General features: G+C 73.4%; 15 protein-coding genes, 1 tRNA gene and 2 pseudogenes. 14 read left to right on the top strand and 4 right to left on the bottom strand.

The annotated features are described in order from the left end of the window. Positions 1 to 246 precede the first annotated feature (246 nt). Both ACK586_RS24115 and ACK586_RS24110 read right to left on the bottom strand, forming a co-directional pair. A pseudogene (locus ACK586_RS24115) lies at positions 247 to 678 on the bottom strand (acyl-CoA thioesterase); the annotation flags it as partial. 148 nt (positions 679 to 826) lie between these two features. Further along, positions 827 to 952: pseudogene (locus tag ACK586_RS24110) on the bottom strand (hotdog family protein); the annotation flags it as partial. A gap of 362 nt (positions 953 to 1,314) precedes the next feature. On the opposite strand from ACK586_RS24110, the gene ACK586_RS24105 reads away from it, so the two are divergent. The 8 genes from ACK586_RS24105 to ACK586_RS24070 all read left to right on the top strand — a co-directional run bounded on the left by ACK586_RS24105 (position 1,315) and on the right by ACK586_RS24070 (position 10,843). Next, on the top strand, positions 1,315 to 1,776 hold the full coding sequence (locus tag ACK586_RS24105; RefSeq protein ID WP_409333064.1) for a BLUF domain-containing protein: 462 nt from the start codon (positions 1,315 to 1,317) through the stop codon (positions 1,774 to 1,776). Positions 1,777 to 1,840: 64 nt separating this feature from the next. Beyond that, positions 1,841 to 3,001, top strand: a complete 1,161-nt coding sequence (dusB, locus tag ACK586_RS24100; RefSeq protein ID WP_409333063.1) for a tRNA dihydrouridine synthase DusB — start codon at positions 1,841 to 1,843, stop codon at positions 2,999 to 3,001. Further along, positions 2,998 to 3,447 (top strand): Rv0361 family membrane protein, encoded by a 450-nt coding sequence (locus tag ACK586_RS24095; protein WP_409333062.1) that lies wholly within the window; start codon positions 2,998 to 3,000, stop codon positions 3,445 to 3,447. Before dusB ends, ACK586_RS24095 begins: the two co-directional genes overlap by 4 nt. A 145-nt stretch (positions 3,448 to 3,592) precedes the next feature. Further along, complete coding sequence (locus ACK586_RS24090; RefSeq protein ID WP_409333061.1) at positions 3,593 to 4,216, top strand: Rv0361 family membrane protein; 624 nt, start codon at positions 3,593 to 3,595, stop codon at positions 4,214 to 4,216. A gap of 156 nt (positions 4,217 to 4,372) precedes the next feature. Next, the gene (gene ppdK / locus ACK586_RS24085) at positions 4,373 to 7,084 is read left to right on the top strand and encodes a pyruvate, phosphate dikinase (protein ID WP_409333060.1); all 2,712 of its coding nucleotides are present in this window, start codon (positions 4,373 to 4,375) and stop codon (positions 7,082 to 7,084) included. A 146-nt stretch (positions 7,085 to 7,230) separates the two neighbouring features. Continuing rightward, a complete protein-coding gene (locus ACK586_RS24080; protein ID WP_409333059.1) occupies positions 7,231 to 7,848 on the top strand; it encodes a YdcF family protein in 618 nt (205 codons plus the stop codon). Between the two features lie 65 nt (positions 7,849 to 7,913). Further along, a complete protein-coding gene (dnaG, locus tag ACK586_RS24075; protein WP_409333058.1) occupies positions 7,914 to 10,265 on the top strand; it encodes a DNA primase in 2,352 nt (783 codons plus the stop codon). Next, positions 10,262 to 10,843 carry a hypothetical protein gene (locus ACK586_RS24070; RefSeq protein ID WP_409333057.1) on the top strand — a complete coding sequence of 194 codons (582 nt, stop codon included), beginning with the start codon at positions 10,262 to 10,264 and terminating at the stop codon, positions 10,841 to 10,843. Before dnaG ends, ACK586_RS24070 begins: the two co-directional genes overlap by 4 nt. A gap of 1 nt (position 10,844) precedes the next feature. On the opposite strand, the gene ACK586_RS24065 is transcribed toward ACK586_RS24070, so the two are convergent. After that, positions 10,845 to 11,054 (bottom strand): hypothetical protein, encoded by a 210-nt coding sequence (locus ACK586_RS24065; protein ID WP_409333056.1) that lies wholly within the window; start codon positions 11,052 to 11,054, stop codon positions 10,845 to 10,847. Positions 11,055 to 11,185: 131 nt separating this feature from the next. Between ACK586_RS24065 and ACK586_RS24060 the strand changes: the two genes are divergently transcribed. Then, a tRNA-Asn gene (locus ACK586_RS24060) sits at positions 11,186 to 11,258 on the top strand. 795 nt (positions 11,259 to 12,053) lie between these two features. On the opposite strand, the gene ACK586_RS24055 is transcribed toward ACK586_RS24060, so the two are convergent. Further along, positions 12,054 to 12,272: an excisionase family DNA-binding protein gene (locus tag ACK586_RS24055; RefSeq protein WP_409333055.1), complete on the bottom strand. Its 219-nt coding sequence runs from the start codon at positions 12,270 to 12,272 to the stop codon at positions 12,054 to 12,056. 528 nt (positions 12,273 to 12,800) lie between these two features. On the opposite strand from ACK586_RS24055, the gene ACK586_RS24050 reads away from it, so the two are divergent. The 5 genes from ACK586_RS24050 to ACK586_RS24030 all read left to right on the top strand — a co-directional run bounded on the left by ACK586_RS24050 (position 12,801) and on the right by ACK586_RS24030 (position 15,903). Further along, the gene (locus ACK586_RS24050; RefSeq protein WP_409333054.1) at positions 12,801 to 13,253 is read left to right on the top strand and encodes a helix-turn-helix domain-containing protein; all 453 of its coding nucleotides are present in this window, start codon (positions 12,801 to 12,803) and stop codon (positions 13,251 to 13,253) included. 348 nt (positions 13,254 to 13,601) lie between these two features. Next, the gene (locus ACK586_RS24045) at positions 13,602 to 14,060 is read left to right on the top strand and encodes a hypothetical protein (protein ID WP_409333053.1); all 459 of its coding nucleotides are present in this window, start codon (positions 13,602 to 13,604) and stop codon (positions 14,058 to 14,060) included. After that, positions 14,054 to 14,956, top strand: a complete 903-nt coding sequence (locus ACK586_RS24040; RefSeq protein WP_409333052.1) for an ATP/GTP-binding protein — start codon at positions 14,054 to 14,056, stop codon at positions 14,954 to 14,956. The genes ACK586_RS24045 and ACK586_RS24040 overlap by 7 nt, the downstream gene beginning before the upstream one ends. Positions 14,957 to 15,087: 131 nt before the next feature. Next, the gene (locus ACK586_RS24035; RefSeq protein WP_409333065.1) at positions 15,088 to 15,645 is read left to right on the top strand and encodes an SAF domain-containing protein; all 558 of its coding nucleotides are present in this window, start codon (positions 15,088 to 15,090) and stop codon (positions 15,643 to 15,645) included. A 15-nt stretch (positions 15,646 to 15,660) separates the two neighbouring features. Further along, entirely contained in the window at positions 15,661 to 15,903 is a 243-nt protein-coding gene (locus tag ACK586_RS24030; RefSeq protein WP_409333051.1) for a hypothetical protein, read from the top strand. Positions 15,904 to 15,982: the final 79 nt, after the last annotated feature.

Genomic DNA, 15,982 nt, shown 5'->3' with positions numbered 1-15,982 from the left:
ACACCTCATCGGCACGGTGATGATCAAGCGACAGATGTCATGAGACTTCATCCCTGACACATCTCATGGGACTCGACATGGGCGTCACGCCCACGGATCTCCTCCGCGGCCCGGTGTCCGCCGTGGCGGGTCGAGGCGTTGCCCCGTGGTCGGCCACGACGGCGGGTGGTGTGGCCGCCGGAGGGCCATCGCCTCCCCAGGCGGCCGCCCACCGCGTGCCGGATGCGGCCGGGTGGCCGGCCGCGCCTACATGGCCCGCCGGGGGTCCAGGGTCCGGCCGGCGTCCTTCGCCATCGCGTCCTGCTCGAACGCGGCGACCAGCTCGCCGTCCTCGGTGAACACCGACCCCCGGCCGTAGACCCGGCCGGTCGCCGCCTTCGTGGCCTCCTGGGCGATCAGCAGCGGCCGGCTGACGTCGAAGCGCTCCAGGAAGTGCACGGTGTGGCCGATGACGCCGGTGCTCAGCGTGACGTGCGCCTGCGAGTAGTCGACGGAATCGGCGTGCGGCCGCATGGCCAGGCCGATCAGGTAGCCGCAGGTGGCCCAGACGAGCACGGCCTGGTTCGCCGCCGGTGAGTCCAGGGGCCGCTCGAAGCGGTGCCAGGTCAGCTCGGCGGGCACGCCGCCGATCGACGGCTCGCCCGGGACGCGGCGCAGCTCCCCGCCGGGGAAGGCCTGCGGGGTGGGGTCGGCGGAGCTCGCCGAAGGAGGGGACGTCGGGCATCGCCGGCCCGTGCCGCATCAGGTCGGCGTCGACGACGGTGAGCAGCACCGTGGCCCGGGACAGCAGCCGGCCGTCCTGCCGCGCCGTCACGGTGTCGCTGGCCCAGGTGCGCCCCGCCTGCAGCGACTCGACGTCGACCTCGATCGGGGAGCGGTAGGAGCCGGCGCGGGCGAAGACCGCGTGCACCGAGCGGACGTCCTTGCCGCCGGCGTGCCGGTCCGAGGCCATGAGCATCTGCCCGAGCAGCTGCCCGCTGAAGACGACTCGCGGCCCTCGGCGGACTCGGCGGGCTGGACCACGTGGTAGCGCCGCTCGGCCACCTCGGTCAGCTGGAGCAGGTCGGGCAGATCGCTCATCGGTGCCTCCACGCTGCGGTGCTCGGCCGGATCGGGTGGCGCGCATGGTGCCACCCGTCGCGGGTCCGGCCGGCCCGCCGGACACGCCCGGGACGCCGGCCGCCCCGGAGACGTCGCGATGTGAGACGTCCGGCGCCGGCCGGCGGCAGGACAGTGGAGGTCTGCGCCGGCACACCCCGCCGGTACACCGCGCCGGCACAGCGGGGCGTCCGGGGGACGGAGGAACTCGTCGCGATGACCGACACCACGGCGACCGGCGGCCCGCCGTCGCTGCACCGCCTGCTGTACCGCAGCCACAGCCGCCTGGATCCGGCGGAGCGCGAGGCCGCGATCGCCGACGTCTTCCGCGTCGCCCGGTCGAACAACGCCCGGGCCGGTATCACCGGCGCCCTCCTGCTGACCGACCACTGGTTCGCCCAGGTCCTCGAGGGCCCGGCTGCCGACGTGCAGGCGCTGTACGAACGCATCCGCCGCGACCCCCGGCACGAGGACGTCACGCTGATCGACGCGGGCGAGGTGTCCGAGCCGGTGTTCTCGCGCTGGGCCATGGCCCAGGTCTCGGCGAGCGGTCAGGCCGACATCCCGCTGGAGGCCGTCGAGGGGCACCTGCGCACGGCCACCGGCGAGCCGCTCACCCGCGAGCAGGCCGCCCTCCTGCGGATCATGCGCGGCTCGATCGGCGCCGACGTCGTGTAGCCGCAGGGTGGCGTGACCGGGCGCACGCCGCGGCGCCCGGGAGCCGCCCGCCTACCCTGGGGCGGTGACCAGCACCCTCGAGCCGGCGACGGCGGTCGCGCCGCTGCGGCTCGGGCCGCTGACCGTCGACCCGGCCGTCGTCCTCGCGCCGATGGCCGGGATCACCAACCCGGCGTTCCGGACGCTGTGCCGCGAGTTCGGCGCCGGCCTCTACGTCTGCGAGATGATCACCACCCGCGCGCTGGTCGAGCGCAACGCCAAGACGCTGCAGATGGTGCAGGCGACGCCCGAGGAGGCTGCCGCCGGCTTCTCCGTCCAGCTGTACGGCGTCGACCCGGCGACCGTCGGCCGGGCGGTCGAGATGCTGGTCGACGAGGAGGTCGCCGGCACCCGCCCGGCGCACATCGACCTGAACTTCGGCTGCCCGGTGCCCAAGGTGACCCGCAAGGGCGGGGGCTCCGCGCTGCCGTGGCGCCGGCGGCTGCTGGCCGACATCGTGCGGTCGGCGGTGCGGGCGGCCCGCGACGTCCCGGTGACCATCAAGACCCGCATCGGGATCGACGCCGACCACGTGACCTACCTCGACGCCGGGCGGATCGCGCAGGACGAGGGGGCCGCGGCCATCACCCTGCACGGCCGCACGGCCGACCAGCTCTACAGCGGCACCGCGGACTGGGTGCCGATCGCCCGGTTGGTCGAGACCGTCGGCATCCCCGTGCTCGGCAACGGCGACGTCTGGGAGGCCGACGACGCGCTGCGGCTGGTGGCCGAGACCGGCTGCGCGGGCGTCGTCGTCGGCCGCGGCTGCCTGGGCCGGCCGTGGCTGTTCGGCGACCTCGCCGCCGCCTTCGCCGGCCGGCCCGAGCGGGCGCTGCCCACCCTCCGCGAGGTTGCCGCGATCATGCACCGGCACGCCGAGCTGCTGTCGGCCGAGCAGGGCGAGCTGCACGGCTGCACCGACTTCCGCAAGCACGTGGCCTGGTACCTCAAGGGCTTCTCGGTCGGCTCGGACGTCCGCCGGGCGCTGGCGATGGTCGGCTCGCTCGACGAGCTCGCCGGCCTGCTCGCGCGGATCCCCGACCAGCCCTATCCCGCCGCCGTCCTGGGCGGGCCGCGCGGGCGCACCAGCCCGCCGCGGCCGGTCACGCTGCCCGAGGGCTGGCTCGACGACCGGGACGACCCGCGCCCGCCGGCCGGGGCCGAGCTCCTGGTGGGTGGGGGATGACCACCCCGCCCCAGGGGCCCTTCCTCTACGACGACGAGCCGGAGCCCCTGCACACCGGCACACCGCGCAACGCCAACCGCCCGCTGCTGCTGATCATGCTGACCACGGTGCTGGTCGGGGTGGCCATGGTGCTGCTCCTGCCCGTGGTGCGGGGGACGCCGCAGGAGCAGTCGACCGCGGTGGTCAACGCCTTCTACGCCGCGCTGTCCGACGGCGACCTCGACGCGGCCGGCCAGATGCTGTGCCAGGCCGAGCGCCAGCGGCTCGCCGACACCGACCCGACCGGGGACTACGCCCGGGGCGACGGCCCGGAGGTCGCCGGCAACGCGGAGGGCGAGGTCGACGGGAGCACCGTCCGGCTGGTCACGGTGCGCTGGGACGACGGCGAGACCGCCACGGTGACCGTGGTGAACGAGGACGGGCCGCGCGTCTGCGGCATCGGGTAGGCGCCGGAGGAACCGGGTCCGGCGCCGGCCGGGCGGGACGCTGCGCGGATGGCGCCGGGATGCCTTCTCAGACGGGTCGCGTGCTGCCACCATGGCGCCGCCTCGGGACGGATCGAGTCCCCGGGCCCGCTCGAGAGGAAGACCGTTGTCCCAGCCGCCGTTCCCCCCGCAACCCGCCGCGCCGGGTGGGGGCAACCAGCCGCCCGCCGCCCCCACCCAGATCGGGTTCCCCGGGCAGGTGCAGCTGGCGCCCCAGCCGCAGTACGCCCCGACGCCGCAGCAGGCGCAGGGCCTCCAGGGCGGCCCGCTCGCCTCCGGCTTCCCGAACTACCGGTCGCCCCGGCCCTCGCCGCCGTGGATGACCGGGAAGATCGTCGGGGCGGTCGTCGTCCTGCTGACCGTCGTCTTCGCCGTGCTCGGCTTCCTCATCGTGTCCGGCCGCGGTGCCAACAGCCCCGAGGGGGCCGTCGAGCAGTTCGTGCAGCAGGTGTCCGAGCGCGACGCCGGCGGCGTCTACGACCTGCTGTGCGAGCCGGCCCAGCGCGAGACGTCGGAGTCGGAGCTGGAGGAGGCCCTGCAGTTCGCGCCCCCGGGCGCGGTCGGCGTCGAGATCAACGACGTCACCGACAGCACGTTCAACGGGCTCAGCGGCCAGAACGTCAACACCACGCTGACCTTCCAGGGCCAGTCGCAGGAGGCCAACTTCTTCGTGATCGAGGACAAGGGCTGGCGGGTCTGCGGCGGTGACGGCGCCGGCTTCGCCCTCTGACCGCTCCCTCCCCGCACCACCCGCAGCGCCGCGCGACGCCGACCACGTCGTGCGGCGCTGCGTCGTCCGGGGCCGTGCGCCATGATCGACCGCCTCCCCACCCCGGGCGACGCTGCCGGGACTCACACGGGGCACGGAAGGCGGAGGTGGTGACCGGTGTCGACGACCGGGACCCGGCAGAAGTGGGTCTACGACTTCAGCGAGGGCAGCAAGGAGCAGAAGGACCTGCTCGGCGGCAAGGGCGCCAACCTGGCCGAGATGACCTCCCTCGGGCTGCCGGTCCCGCCCGGCTTCACCATCACCACCGACGCCTGCCGGTACTACCTCGCGCACGGCAGCCCCCCGCCCGACCTCGCCGGACAGGTCGCCCAGCACCTGGCCGCGCTGGAGGGGGCGATGGGCAAGACCCTGGGTGATCCGGCCGACCCGCTGCTGGTCTCCGTCCGCTCGGGGGCCGCGGCCTCGATGCCGGGGATGATGGAGACCGTCCTCAACGTCGGGCTCACCGACGAGTCGGTGCAGGGGCTGGCCGCGCAGTCGGGCAGCGAGCGCTTCGCCTGGGACTCCTACCGGCGGCTGATCCAGATGTTCGGCAAGACCGTGCAGGGGATCGACGGCGAGCTGTTCGACGAGGCCCTCGACGCGGTCAAGGCCGACCAGGGCACCGGCTCCGACCTCGACCTGGACGCCGCACACCTGCGCGACGTCGTCGACCGGTTCCGGGCGATCGTCCGCGAGCACACCGGCCGGGACTTCCCGCAGGACCCCCGCGAGCAGCTGGAGCTGGCGATCACCGCCGTCTTCGACTCGTGGAACTCCGACCGGGCGATCCTCTACCGCCGCCGCGAACGCATCCCCGGCGACGCCGGCACCGCGGTCAACGTGTGCTCCATGGTGTTCGGCAACCTCGGCATGGACTCCGGCACCGGCGTGGCCTTCACCCGTGACCCCGGGAGCGGTGAGCAGGGGGTCTACGGCGACTACCTGCAGAACGCGCAGGGGGAGGACGTCGTCGCCGGCATCCGCAACACGGTGCCGCTGGCCGAGCTCGCCGGCATCGACCGCGGCGCCTACGACGAGCTGATGCACACCATGTCCCGCCTCGAGTCGCACTACCGGGACCTGTGCGACATCGAGTTCACCGTCGAGCGCAGCACGCTCTGGATGCTGCAGACGCGCGTGGGCAAGCGCACCGCCGGGGCGGCCTTCCGGATCGCCACCCAGCTGGTCGACGAGGGCCTCATCGACATGGACGAGGCCGTGCGCCGGGTCACCGGCGACCAGCTGGCGCAGCTGATGTTCCCGCGGTTCGTCTCCGGCGGGGACGCCACCCGCCTCACCCAGGGGATGAACGCCTCGCCGGGCGCGGCGGTGGGCAGGGCGGTGTTCTCGTCGGAGACCGCCGTCGCCTGGGCGGAGCGGGGGGAGGACGTCGTCCTGGTCCGGCGGGAGACCAACCCCGACGACCTGGCCGGGATGATCGCCGCGCAGGGCGTGCTCACCAGCCGCGGCGGCAAGACCTCGCACGCGGCGGTCGTCGCCCGTGGCATGGGCAAGACCTGCGTGTGCGGTGCGGAGGAGCTCCAGGTCGACACCAAGGCCGGGCGCTTCACCGCCCCCGACGGCACCGTCGTCGGCGAGGGCGACGTCATCAGCATCGACGGGTCGACCGGCGCGGTGTGGCTGGGGGAGGTACCGGTCGAGCCGTCGTCCGTCGTGCGCTACTTCGAGGGCGAGCTCGACCCCGGCGCCGAGGACGCCGACGACCTCGTGCGCAGCGTGCACCGGCTGCTCACCCACGCCGACGCCGTCCGCCGGCTGGAGGTGCGCACCAATGCCGACACGCCGGAGGACTCGCTGCGCGCCCGCCGCTTCGGGGCCCGGGGCGTCGGGCTGTGCCGCACCGAGCACATGTTCCTGGGGGAGCGGCGGCGGCTGGTCGAGCAGCTGATCCTGGCCGAGGGCGACGACGACCGGCAGGCGGCGCTCGACGCGCTCGAACCGCTGCAGAAGCAGGACTTCGTCGAGATCCTCGAGGCGATGGACGGGCTGCCGGTGACCGTCCGGCTGCTCGACCCTCCGCTGCACGAGTTCCTCCCCGACCTCACCGAGCTGTCGGTGCGGGTCGCCGTCGCCGAGGCCGAGGGCCACCACGACGAGGGCCAGCTCCGGCTGCTCGCCGCCGTGCGCCGGATGCACGAGGAGAACCCGATGCTGGGCCTGCGCGGCGTGCGGCTGGGCCTGGTCGTGCCGGGGCTGTTCGCGATGCAGGTGCGGGCGATCGTCGAGGCCGCCTGCGAGCGGAAGGCGGCCGGCGGGGACCCGCGGCCGGAGATCATGATCCCGCTGGTGGGGGCGGTGCAGGAGCTGGAGGCGATCCGCGAGGAGTCCGAGCGGGTGATCGCCGCGGTGTGCGAGGAGCACGGCGTCGACGTCCGGCCGCTGATCGGCACGATGATCGAGGTGCCGCGGGCGGCGCTGACCGCCGACGAGATCGCCGGCTCGGCCGACTTCTTCTCCTTCGGTACCAACGACCTGACCCAGATGACGTGGGGCTTCTCCCGTGACGACGTCGAGGCGGCGTTCTTCCACGCCTACCTGGACAAGGGGATCTTCGGCGTCTCGCCGTTCGAGTCGCTGGACCGGCCGGGCGTCGGCCGGCTCGTGGAGCTGGGCGTGGAGCGCGGCCGGTCCGCCCGGCCGGAGCTGAAGCTGGGCGTCTGCGGCGAGCACGGCGGCGACCCGGAGTCGGTGCACTTCTTCCACGCGGTGGGGCTGGACTACGTGTCCTGCTCGCCGTTCCGCGTCCCGGTGGCCCGGCTGGAGGCCGGCCGGGCGGCGCTGGGCGCGGAGCCCGCCGGCGGCTGACCAGCCCTCGACGAGATCTGCACAGTCGTCGGCATCAGCCGCTGATGCCGACGACTGTGCAGATCTCGCGGAGCTCGTCCACCGGTCGCGCGCGGGTGCGCCGCGGCGTCGGCCGCGCGTGGTACCCATGACCCGTGGGGGTGCGGATGGGGAGCCTGGTCGGCCGGCTGGTCGGTGCCGCCGTCCTGGCCGTGCTGCTGCTGATCGCCTCGACCGCCGCCGCGATCTGGTGGACGGCGCGGCAGGACTCGCGGCCGGCGTCGGACGCGATCGTCGTCCTGGGGTCGGCGCAGTACAACGGCGTCCCGTCGTCGATCTTCGAGGCCCGGCTGGAGCACGCGCTCCGGCTGTACGGCGCCGGCGTCGCCCCGGTCGTCGTCACCGTCGGTGGCAAGGCCGCAGGCGACCAGTTCACCGAGGCCGAGGCCGGGCAGCAGTACCTGGCCCGGTCCGGCATCCCCGCCGGCGCGCTGCTCGCCGTCGAGGAGGGCGTGGACACCCTGGAGAGCATGCGGGCGGTCGGGCGGGTCTTCGCCGAGCGGGGCTGGACGACCGCCGTGCTGGTCACCGATCCGTGGCACGCGATGCGCGCCGAGCGGATGGCCGAGGACGCCGGCATCGAGGCCGAGAGCTCGCCCACCCGGCAGGGGCCCGCAGTGCAGACCCGCGCCACGCAGTTCCGCTACATCCTGCGGGAGACGGCCGCCTACCTGCTCTACCGGGTGACCGGCGAGAGCGTGGCCGGTGCCCCGGGGATCGGCTGACCCGCCGAGGTGCCGGCGCAGCGCGGGACAATGACGACGTGACAGCAGCAGGGACGGGGCGGTAGATGGCGGGCCGAGGGCGCATCCGCGCAGCGGACATCGCGCTGGTCCGCGAGCGCAGCCGCATCGACGACGTCGTCGGTGAGCACCTGCAGCTCAAGCGGGCCGGCGGCGGCAGCCTCAAGGGCCTGTGCCCGTTCCACGACGAGAAGTCGCCGTCGTTCCACGTCACCCCCTCGCGCGGGCTCTACCACTGCCTGGCGGGGGAGACCGGCGTCCTGACCGAGGACGGCGTCGTGCCGATCCGGGAGCTGGCCGGCCGAACGGTGCGCGTGCTCGACGGCAACGGCGGCTGGGTCGAGGCGCCGTTCCGGTCCTACGGCGCACAGCGGCTCATGCGCGTGACCGTCACCCGCAACGGGCGGGTCAAGGAGCTGTACGCGACCGACGAGCACCGCTGGTTCGTGGCGTCGGGCGAGGTGCCGCGCGAGGTGCTGACGAGGGGCCTTGGGGCGGGTGACCGCCTCGTCCGCTCGTTGACCCGGGACCGATCTTCCGACCTCGTCGCAGTCGGCGCGCCGGCTGCGATGCCGCAGCTCCCCGCTCGCGACGAGTGGGTCGTGCAGTCGGTGGGGTGGAGCGACCGGGTCGAGGAGGTCTTCTGCGCCGAGGTGCCCGGCACGCATGCCTTCACGCTCGAGGACAACATCCTCACGGGGAACTGCTTCGGGTGCGGAGAAGGCGGCGACGTCATCTCCTTCATCCAGAAGGTCGACCACCTGACCTTCTCCGAGGCGGTCGAGCTGCTCGCCGGGAAGACCGGCGTCGAGCTGCACTACGAGGACGACGGCGGCCGGCCCACCGGCGCCCCCGACCGGCGCGACGTCGGCCAGCGGGCCCGGCTGGTCGCGGCCAACACCGCGGCCGCCGACTTCTACGCCGAGCAGCTGCGCACCCCCGACGCCGCACCGGCCCGGCAGTTCCTCGCCGACCGCGGCTTCGACCGGCAGGTGGCGCTGGACTTCGGCTGCGGCTTCGCCCCCGGTGGCTGGGACGCGCTGACCCGCCACCTGCGCGCCAAGGGCTACACCCAGGAGGAGCTGGTCACCGCGGGGCTGGCCAAGGAGTCCAGCCGCGGCACGCTCATCGACCGCTTCCACCGCCGGCTGGTCTGGCCGATCCGGGACATCACCGGCGACGTCATCGGCTTCGGCGCGCGCAAGCTGATGGACGACGACCCGGGCCCGAAGTACCTCAACACCCCGGAGACCCCGCTCTACAAGAAGAGCACCGTGCTCTACGGGCTGGAGCGCGCCAAGCGGGACATCGCCCGCCGGCACCAGGCGGTCGTCGTCGAGGGCTACACCGACGTGATGGCCTGCCACCTGGCCGGGGTGACGACGGCGGTCGCCTCGTGCGGCACGGCGTTCGGGCCCGAGCACATCAGCGTGCTGCGCCGGCTGCTCATGGACCAGGACGAGTTCCGCGGTGAGGTCGTCTACACCTTCGACGGCGACGCGGCGGGCCAGGCCGCGGCCATGAAGACGTTCAAGGAGGACCAGCGGTTCGTCGCGCAGACGTTCGTCGCGGTCGAGCCCGACGGCCGCGACCCCTGCGAGCTGCGCCAGGCCCACGGCGACGCCGCCGTCCGCGACCTCGTCGCCCGGCGCACCCCGCTGATCGAGTTCGTCCTGCGCACGCTGCTCGCGGAGTACGACCTGGAGACCGTCGAGGGCCGGCTCGCCGCGCTCGACCGGACGGCGCCGCTGCTGGCCCAGGTCAAGGACCACGCGCTGCGCCCGGCCTACGCCCGGCGGCTGGCCGCGCTGATCGGCGACACCGACGAGGCCGAGGTGCTCGAGCGGATCCGCCGGATCCAGGGCGGCGGGGACGCGCCGGCGCGCGGGCGACCGCGGGCGCCTCGGCGCACCCCGGACGACGCGGCGCTGGAGGTCGAGCGCGAGGCGGTGAAGGCGGCGCTGCAGGTGCCGGAGCTCGCCGGGCCGTCGTTCGACGCCATCCCGCCGGAGGCCTACACCGACCCCGACCACGCCGCGGTGGCCGCCGCCGTCGCCGGCGCCGGGGGAGCGGCGGCCGCGCAGGTGTCCGGCCCCGCGTGGCTCGACCAGGTGGCGGAGCACTGCGATCGCGAGACCGCGCGCGCCCAGCTGACCGCGCTGGCCGTCGAGCCGCTGCGGTCGGTGGGCGAGGCCGACGCCGGCTACGTGCTCGCCGTGCTCGCGCGGCTGCAGGAGATGGCGACCGTCCGCCAGGTGGCCACGCTCAAGGGCCGGCTGCAGCGGATGAACCCGGTCGAGCAGGCCGACGAGTACACGAAGGTGTTCGGCCGGCTGCTGGCGCTGGAGCAGCAGGCGCGGTCGCTGCGGGAGCGGGCGATGGGCGGGCTCACCCCGTGAGCCTCGCCGACCGGCTGCGCCGCCGGTTCGCCCGGCCACCGGAGCTCGTGCGCGCCGCCGTCCTCGCCTCGGCCGACCCCGACGAGCGGGTGCTGGCCTGGGGCGAGCTGGTGCGCGGAGAAGGGTGGCTGGCCGCCACCTCGCGCGGGCTGCGCCGGGTGCCGGCGGGCCTGGCCCTCGACGCGGCGGGGGATGTCGGCGTGCTGCCCTGGCACGAGGTCGGCTCCGCCCGCTGGTCGGCGACGGCCGACGGCGGCGGGAGCTTCACCGTCGTCCCGCTGGCGGAGGTCGAGCCCGGCGTCCAGGCGCGGCAGCCCGCCCAGCGCCACGTGCTCGCCGACGCCGGTGACCTCCCCGCGGTGGTGCGCAGGCGGGTCGACCAGACCGTCGTCGACAGCCGCCGTTCGCCGCTGCCCGGCGGCGGGACGGTGCTGCTCGTGGCGCGCCGGGTCCCCGGCCAGGCCGCCCGGGAGTGGACGGTCGTGTTCGACGACGACGCCGACCGCGACGACCCCACCTCACGGGAGGTGGCGCGGCAGAAGCTCGCCGACGCGCTCGCGGCCGAGCGGCCGGACTAGCTCAGTTCGGCGCCTCGTTGCCCATGCGGGCCTTGACCGAGTTGACGACCGAGTCCGCGTGCGCCTGCGCCATGCCCGCGACCTCCTGGAGGCGGGGGTCCTCCTTGGCCTGCGACCAGGCGCGACGGATCTGCTCGTAGCGCTCGCGCCCGGCGCGGGCACCGAGGACGTAGCCGGCACCGAGGCCGACGAGGAAGGGCAGCTTCGCCACGGGGGACCTCCGGGGGCTGGTGGACTGGGTGATCACCGTACGCCGGGGGCGGGCCGGCGCAGAGGGGTGCCTCCGCGGGCGGGCGGAGGCGGTGGGGTACTCTCGACGGGCGCGCGGGTCGCACCCGCCCATCCCCCGTAGCTCAATTGGCAGAGCATGCGACTGTTAATCGCAGGGTTACTGGTTCGAGTCCAGTCGGGGGAGCAACGTCCCAGCTCAGAGGGTCGACGTCCTGTCAGTCTTGGTTTGAGCCCACACTTTTCCCACAGTTTTGTTGCGCAGGCGCTTCCGGGATGACTTCCTCTCGGGCCTCGGCCAGGGCTCCAGCCGCCGGGTGGGCCGCAGTCAGGTGACTCGTCGGAGGCACTGCAGCGCACCCACGATCCGCGTGGCCTGACTGGCTGGTGGTGACCAGCATCGGCCGCGATGCGCCGACCGGACCGGTCATCACGCGGCTCGGAAACCGACTTCCTGCCGTGTCGCAGTCCCTGCTGAGGACCGCGGCTGGTCAGGGACTGGGCGGCCGAGAACACGCAGGGCTTGTGGGTCGCCCGGCGCTGCGAGACCGGCACCAGCCGCGGCGTCCCGGAGTCGGCCGAGTGGGCGTACGTCGCGCTGGGTAACAACTTGGTGGACCTGGAGGACAGCGTCACCACCTGTGGGGAGGACTCGCTGTGGCGGACCGCCGTTGACGACGCTGGCCGCGGATGGGGACGCCCTCGATGGAACCGCCACGCTGCGGGTGACCTACGACTTCGCCAGCCGCCCCGTCGCCACCGCCGAAGCGCCTGGAGCGCAGTCTCCGCTGGCCATCATTCAGAACCGGCCAAGGCGCTTTCGGCGCGACTGGAGAGGGGCACCGAGCTGCTGCGGGCGCCACGGTTGGGCGCCGGCGTGCCGCCGACGTCATAGAGACGCGGTCTGCAGCGGTGCGGCCAGGAGCGGAAGGGCTGACGTGAGCTACGGCAAGCCCCTCTGGTGATCTCTGCAATCTGACGGCTACTCACTCGGCATACGGCCTGCCTCGACGAAGGCGTCGAGGGTTGAACGCTGGAGTCTGACGTACTTGCCGAGCTTGACGTACGTGATCCGCCGTTGGGCGATCAGCCGCCGGATGAACCGCTCTCCGGTTCCCAGGTAGTCCCCGGCCTGCGCGACGGTTAGCAACGGATCGTGCCGACCGTTGAGCGTCGCTCGCTCCGAGGTCGTCCCGGGCATCAGGGGCCGACCTGCCAGTCGGGGTTAGGCCGTCCAAGAAGGTTGCGGCGGGCGACGGGCCAGCACCACGGCCGGCATAGACGACGTCGCGGCCGGGGATGGGCTGCAGGTCTCATGGCCCACAGCCTCGACAGACAGTTCCGGTCTTCCTGCAGTCGCGGAGATCTGGGCTCGGTGCTTCGCCGCGATGACGCGGGCACCCTCGGTAACCGCGCGGGGACGCTGGCGTTGCTGACCCCGCCGTCCTCCGGGTTACCTCCGGCTCTGGACGGAGGCCGCTGCACGTTCTGCCGTGAACCTGCGGAAATTCTCCAGTGCCCAAGAGGCTGCTGAGGAACCGGACGCGCTCCCGAGTCCGCGCCAGCTCACAGCTGCCCCAGCCTTTGGTCTTGGGTGGGCACGCTCACCGGTCGACCAGTCCTGCCGCGCCGGGCGATGAGGGGTGTTCTCCGACAGCGGCGGACTTGGTGAGCGCTAGGGTCGTACGCCACGGACGGGTGTCCACCGATCGGGTGATGGAGGGCTGCCGTGGCGCGGCCGGTGCTTCGAGGCGACCGCCTGCAGGCTGCCCGGGAAGCCATGGGTCTTACTCGAGAAGAACTGGCCGCGAAACTGGCGCTTTCGAGCCCATCGCGCATTCGAGTCTGGGAGACGGGACTCGAGCGGCCGCGACCCCGTTTTGTGCCGCGGCTCGCGGCCGCTTTGGGCATCGACCCCTTGCACCTGCTCGACGTCGATTCCGCGGACCCGCCGCTGGCGGCTCTGCGCCTGGCGGCCGGACGCGCCACGAATGAGGTGACTGGTCCCGGACTGTCGGTCATGACGTACGTGCGTCTGGAGGACGGCCGTACCGGGGCCGTTCCTTCGGCCGAGGTGCTCGCCGCCGTCGCCGACGTTCTCGGCGTGGACGTCCCTCGCGTGGAGGCGGCCATCCGCCGTAGTCGTAGCGATCACGCGACGTTGGCGTCCTTCGGCGGCTGAACAGGAGAATTACTGGAGAAAGAAGCTTGCCTTCCTGGACGACTGCGGTGGTAATTTCCCGCGCACGTTGCCCCGGGAGGTGGCCATGGACCGCACGACGAAGTCAAGCGTGGCGCCGAATCGCGTGCCCCTGAGCCCTCTGCGCCGACCCACAGCCGTCCTCCTTGTCGTGAAGGCCGGCCTGCCGAACCGGCGAGGGCACTCGCGATGACCAGGCGGCGGTGGGCGGCTGGCGTACTCCTTGCGCTGCTGTCCCTCGCCGGCTGTACAGAGGGTGAGGCCAGTTCCGAGGGCTCGTCGCTGGACGCGACGACGTCGTCGGCTGCGCGGACTTCGACGACCCCTCCCGTGGCGAGCAGCGCGCCGACTCCGGAAGACGAGGCGGCAGAGGCTGCCACCGCGGTCGTCAGCGAGATGCTGCGCGTGACCGACGCGGCCAAGAAGGACCCCGGCGCCAGGGACTGGGAACCAGAGATCCGGCGATTCGCGGGCGACCCCGCCGCCCTGCTCGCCGTCACGGCGGTGCGAGACTACGCGACGATCGGCCTCCGCCAGGAAGGTGACACCGCGGTCGCCCTGCAGGTCACCGGCATCGATCTGGCGGCTCCTGAAGGGCCGACCGTGACGATCACGGGCTGCTACGACAGCCAGAGCACCCGGCTGGTGAGGGTGGCGACCGGCGAGGTCGTGCCACCGGGGACTCCACCGCGGTACGTCTGGGATATCACCGTGACCCGCTACGAAACCGAACCCGGATCCCCGTGGTTGGTCAACGAGCTGGAACCGCTCACGGATCGACCATGCTGAAGCTGTCCCTCGTGGCCTTGCTGGCGACTGCGATGCTCCTCGTCCCCGGCCAGCTCAACAGCGCCATGGCAGCCCCACCCGTCGAATGCGCCAAGCAGGACGCACAGACCGGCATCTGCTTGGTCGAGGCGACCTCTCCCGGTCAGGACGCGGAGGCGGACCCGGTGGTCGGGAGTGTCACCCCTGGCGGAGGGCAGGAGACAGGCGGAGACGCCTCGCTGCCGAGCCCGTGCACGTACACCGTTGCTGAGCCGCAGCCGGCGCCGACGAGCGCTGTGTGGGGTGGGAATTCACCCGCCGACGGAGTCATGTATCTGCGCGTCTGCCAGAGGCCCGACGGGTCGGGCCTCACCGCGGTGTTCAGCTTCGTGCCCAATGGCTCCGCCCTGCCAGCGCCGCCGGTGGATCCGCGCGTCCTGGCTGAACAAGCGGTCGCATCGCTCGTCATGCGTGCTCCGGAGATCCGGTTGGCGCCGCCGCCAACCTCGACCAGCGGGCTCGTCGGCCTACCGGTGTGGATGTGGAGCGAGCGCGGGGAGCAGTTCCTGGGACCGACGCGGCGGTCGGTCTCGGCCGGTGGTGTGACCGTCGTCGCTGTCGGGGAGGTGAGCCGCATCGCCTGGGACATGGGGGACGGCACCACCGTGGTCTGTGGGCCCGGGACGCCGTACGTCCCTGGGGCGGAGGGAGAGTCGCCGGACTGCGGCCACGTCTACGCGCAGGCGTCGAGCCGGCACGTGCCCGGTGGCGGTGCGTGGCCGATCACGGCGACGAGCACGTGGACGATCACCTGGTCCGGCGGCGGGCTGTCGGGCACCGAGACGCTGGAGCTGTCGGCGTCGGCAGAGCTGTTCGTCGGTGAGCTGCACGTCCTCAACCAGGACGGCGGCCGCTGATGACTCGGATGCATCCTCCGGCGGTCAGCTCGCCGGCTTCCGCGACGGCGGTGAACGGGTTGTCCCGGGCACCGGTGCTACCGCCACCGCGCCGCCGCCGTCGTCCGGCGCTGCTGGCGCTGGCCGTGGCGATGGTGATCCTGGGTGCGCTGGGCGCGGCCTATCTGGCCAGCTCGCTGGGGCAGACGTCGCCGGTCATCGCGGTTGCTCGCGAGGTTCCGTGGGGGCAGACGATCACCGCGGCCGACCTGGTCGAGGCGCGTGTGTCTGTCGATCCGACGCTGGCGCCCATTCCGTACGCCGATCGCGACCAGGTCATCGGGATGGTCGCCGCGACCACCCTGACGCCGGGATCGCTGCTCACTCGCGGTGCGCTGACCGAGCAGCCGCTGCCGCCTCCCGGTCAGCAGCTGGTCGGCGTCGGGGTGTCGGCCGTTCAGCTGCCGACGACGCCGCTGCGGGCCGGTGATGACGTGCTACTCGTCCCGGTGGCCGGTAGTGGCGGGGTCGAGGGGCCGGCCGGGGCGGGAACGCCGCGCGCGGTGGAAGCCACGGTGGTGCAGTCCGGTTCGCCGGGTGCCGATGGGCTGCGGGTGATCGATGTGCTTGTCGATGCCGCGGACGGGCCGGATATCGCGGCCCGTGCGGCGGCGGGCGGAATCGCCATCGTCGTGGTGGCCGGCGAGTAGGCGGGGGCGGCGGCGGTGTTGATCGCGCTGTGCTCGGCCAAGGGAGCGCCCGGGGTCACGACGAGCGGGCTGGCGCTGGCCCTGTCGTGGCCGCGCAGCGTGGTGCTGGCCGAACTGGATCCGGCCGGTGGCGACGTGCTGGCCGGCTACGGGCGGGCCCAGCTGACCGTGGGCGGGCTGGCGGAGCTGGAGTTGGCAGCCCGGCGCGGCGGGCTGGCCCAGCACCTCGACGCGCACCTTGAACCGTCCTGGATTTGACGGACGCTGTGTTCAGGCCACCGCGAGGTCCGCGGGGGTCGTGGTGTCACGGTAGTGGTGATCTTCGAACTCGACCGGT

It is taken from the genome of Trujillonella humicola (assembly GCF_046233715.1).
Taxonomy (GTDB): Bacteria; Actinomycetota; Actinomycetes; order Mycobacteriales; family Geodermatophilaceae; genus Trujillonella; species Trujillonella humicola.
The sequence above is the reverse complement of the archived record's forward strand: the minus strand, read 5'-3'. Positions and strand labels throughout refer to the sequence as shown.

What these genes read in the sequence shown, in the direction of transcription:
- ACK586_RS24080 (WP_409333059.1), top strand. Translation starts at nt 7,231, where the DNA reads ATGGGGAGCCTGGTCGGCCGGCTGGTCGGTGCCGCCGTCCTGGCCGTG.
- ACK586_RS24035 (WP_409333065.1), top strand. Translation starts at nt 15,088, where the DNA reads ATGGTGATCCTGGGTGCGCTGGGCGCGGCCTATCTGGCCAGCTCGCTG.
- ACK586_RS24095 (WP_409333062.1), top strand. Translation starts at nt 2,998, where the DNA reads ATGACCACCCCGCCCCAGGGGCCCTTCCTCTACGACGACGAGCCGGAG.
- ACK586_RS24040 (WP_409333052.1), top strand. Translation starts at nt 14,054, where the DNA reads ATGCTGAAGCTGTCCCTCGTGGCCTTGCTGGCGACTGCGATGCTCCTC.
- ACK586_RS24055 (WP_409333055.1), bottom strand. Translation starts at nt 12,272, where the DNA reads ATGCCCGGGACGACCTCGGAGCGAGCGACGCTCAACGGTCGGCACGAT.
- ACK586_RS24105 (WP_409333064.1), top strand. Translation starts at nt 1,315, where the DNA reads ATGACCGACACCACGGCGACCGGCGGCCCGCCGTCGCTGCACCGCCTG.
- dnaG (WP_409333058.1), top strand. Translation starts at nt 7,914, where the DNA reads ATGGCGGGCCGAGGGCGCATCCGCGCAGCGGACATCGCGCTGGTCCGC.